1 protein-coding gene is annotated in these 3,804 nt (G+C 46.6%); it reads left to right on the top strand.

The features are described 5' to 3' along the window. A partial coding sequence (locus VIP81_RS24960; protein WP_331967721.1) for an amino acid adenylation domain-containing protein occupies positions 1-3,804 on the top strand: 3,804 nt, incomplete at both ends.

Genomic DNA, 3,804 nt, shown 5'->3' with positions numbered 1-3,804 from the left:
GGGGATGTTGTATGTCTACCTGAAAGAAGAAGAATCGGATGTACTGAATATACAGATTTCAGTACGTATCGATGGTGTATTTGATGAATTGAAATGTAAGGCAGCTATCGCAGCTGTTGTCAAAAGATATGAAGTACTTCGCTCCGTATTCCGTTGGGAAAATTTGAGGGAACCTATTCAGATTATACTGAAGGAAAATACACCGGTCATCAGTCTGTATAATGATGTCAGCGCAGAGCAGATAGCAGCTGCGTTGAAAGAGGATAGCCATGAGCGATTTGACCTGACAGAAAATGCCGTGCGGTTCAGCATCTTCAAAATAGACACACAAACAGCTGTGCTGGCCATCACCAGCCATCATATTCTGTATGATGGCTGGAGCTCAGGCATCATTTTCAAAGAAATATTTGAAACCTATGATGCGCTGCTGCGCACCGGCGAAATTCCTGCGGATAAAAAAGAAGTATACAAATCAGCGAATGATACCGTCGCTGTATCTGAGGCGGAAAAAGCATACTGGGTGGCGTATCTCACCGGTCTGGATACGGAAGGCAGTCAACACCGGAAAATACGGCAGGTGGCGGTGCAGGACAGGGTGTGCAGAATACAGAAGGTGTACCCGGCGGAGAAACTGCAGGCCTTTTGCAAAGCGCATAAAGTGACGGTCGCTGAGGTAATGTATGCAGTACAGGGTATCTTACTGGGTAAGTTGAAAAACGTGGATGACCTGATTTTTGGTACCACTGTTTCGTCCCGCGATGCGTCAGTGCCCGGCTTCGACAAGATGATCGGCAATGCCATCAATGTGGTGCCTGTCAGGTATCAGGGCCTGCAGACAAAGTCTTTGCTGACAGTAGTGCAGGATACACATACCGGGCTTTTACAACGCCGGGAGTTTAACCAGGTCTCCTACTACGAACTGAAAAAACTCCTGAACCTCGGTACGGATAAGGATCTCTTTGATAATGTAATGGTGATTGAGAATTATCCGATTGATGATATTATTAAGAAAGGTACGGACAACTTCCGCGTTGAATTGCTGGATTTTTATGAAGCCATAGATATTCCAATGACGGTAAGTGTGACCCTGCTGAAAGAGTTGAAATTAGTATTTGCCTTCAATGCCGAACTGCTTGAATCCGGCTATGTTAATTTTTTCAGCAATAGTTTTGTAAACATCCTGGACCAGGTACTGGAACAACCCGGTACGCTGGTAACAGATGTAGTGCTGATGGATGCTGCTGCGCAGGCAGGTATGCTCCAAATTGGAAATGATACGGCGGTTGCATTTGATAACAAATGGGTGACTGAGCTGGTAGCCGGACAATGTGACAACAACATGGCGTTAATGAGTGGCGGCAGGGACATCAGTTATGCAGAACTGCGTGCGCTGACGGATCGTGCTGCGGGTTTCCTGTACCATGTACATGGGGTGAGAAAGGGTGACCTGGTAGGTGTGATGATGCCATCTGATGAACATCTGATTGTCTTTCTGCTGGCAGTGCTCCAACTCGGGGCATGTTTTGTACCTATCGACCCAAGACTCACAACCGCCCGTAGAAAGGTGATTGTGCATGACGCCAGGTTACGGTTAATACTGACCGGAGAGGGTGTAGGCGCTTTACAGGTGCCTGGTACCATCGAAGTAATGGCCGCAAAGGAATTGTACGCAGCAGCGGTATATCATGCACCTGTTGTAAGCATCGACGGGACTGACTTATGTTATATTATTTACACCTCGGGTTCCACCGGCGTACCGAAAGGGGTGATGATTACACATCACTCCCTGTCGAATTACCTGCAATGGGGCGCACAGCAATATGTGGGCGACATGGCGGCGACCTTTCCGCTGTTTACTTCCATCTCTTTTGATCTGACCATTACTGCTATCTTTTTGCCGCTGATTACCGGCAACAGATTGATCATATACGATACCCAACGCCCGGAAGAAGCCATTGCCAGGGTTTTTACGGATGGTTTATCCAACGTCATTAAACTGACACCTTCTCATCTAAGATTGATCAGACGGCTGGACGTTTTATCCGACATCCGGCAAAACGGAACCGTAAAGTTCATTGTAGGCGGGGAAGATCTGGATACAGAACTGGCAGGAGCTATTCACGACGCTTTTGAGGGGAACGTGGAAATATATAACGAGTACGGACCTACGGAAGCCACAGTAGGTTGTATGATATATCGCTATGATCCTGCTGATGCCGCATATCTCTCTGTGTCCATTGGCCATGCAATTGCCAATACAGCGATTTATTTATTAGACGAAAAAGGCGCTCCGGTACCTGCCGGCATCGAAGGTGAACTCTATATTGCCGGTCATGGGCTGGCAAAGGGCTATCTGAATGATAAGGAGAAAACGGCGGAGAAGTTCCTGCCATGTACGTTTGGGCCTTACCCTTATATGTACCGTTCAGGTGATCTGGCCGTAAGAACTGAAAACGGTAATATCTTTTTCAAAGGACGTAAAGACTCCCAGGTTAAAATACAGGGATACAGGATTGAACTGAATGAAGTAGTGGCGCAGCTGATGCGCTTTGAGGGTGTGAAAGACGCCGTGATCAAGGTATGGAAAGATGGGGATGACAAGTATATGGTAGCCTACCTGACGGCAGAAAAGAATATGCAGTCAGATGAATTGCGGGCTTTTTTAAGCGGCTCACTGCCGGATTATATGGTGCCGCGTCATTTTATGACGATACCTGTTATTCCATTAACGGTGAATGGTAAAGTGGATATGGACAGTTTACCACTACCACAATTGCAAACTCATGCTGATCAGGTAATAACAAGTGAGCGTGAGCAGCAGCTGATCGATATGCTGGCGGTAGCATTAAAATTAAAACCGGCGCAGATTGGCGTTGGCCAAAGCTTCTTTGAACTGGGACTGGATTCTCTGTGCGCGATTATTTTTTGTAATAGTATCCTGAAAACCTGTGGCGTCAGACTTTCTATCAAAGAATTACTCGTCAGTGAAAATATCAGGCAGCTGGCTGCGCTGATAGCGACGAAAGAAGCTGCTATTTTCAATGAAATTCCACCGGCTGCACCGGCAGAAATGTATCATTTATCCTATGCCCAGAAGAGATTGTATTTCCTGTCTAAATATGAATCTGATTCAATTGCCTATAATGGCAGCTTCGTTTGTGAAATTCACGGGGAACTGGATACTGCGCGGTTTACAAACGCCATTGCACAACTGGCAGCAAGGCATGCCAGTTTAAGAACCAGTTTTGTAGAAATAGATGGGGTGCCCTATCAGAAAGTATCCGATACTGTACTGCCGCCGGTAGTTTTTGGGAAGGCCGCACAACATGAACTGGATGCGGCGATAGCTGCTTTTATCCGGCCTTTTCAGCTGGAAACAGCACCATTGTTCAGAACAGGGCTGATGGAAGTAAGCAGCCATTTCCATGTACTGATTTTTGATATACACCATATTATCAGCGATGGCGCCTCCCGGCAGCTGCTGATGAAAGATTTTATCAGCTGCTATAAAGGAGCATCACTGGCCCCGCTGCGTATTGACTACAAAGATTTTTCTGTCTGGCAACATAAAGTGCAAAGTGTGCAGGCCATGGTCAGACAAAAAAATTTCTGGTTGCAGCAATATGCAGGAGAGTTGCCTAAACTGAATTTGCCAACCGATTTTTCCAGACCTGCTATAAAAAGTTTTGAGGGGGCTACCCTTGAAGCGGAGATCGGTGCGATGGACACGGAGCGCCTGAAAACACTTGCGGCAGCTAACGGAAGTACGCTATTTACGGTGCTGTTATCTGCCTATGCCATTAT

The sequence above is a fragment of the Chitinophaga sp. genome, assembly GCF_036566945.1.
Lineage (GTDB): Bacteria > Bacteroidota > Bacteroidia > Chitinophagales > Chitinophagaceae > Chitinophaga.
The sequence above is the reverse complement of the archived record's forward strand: the minus strand, read 5'-3'. Positions and strand labels throughout refer to the sequence as shown.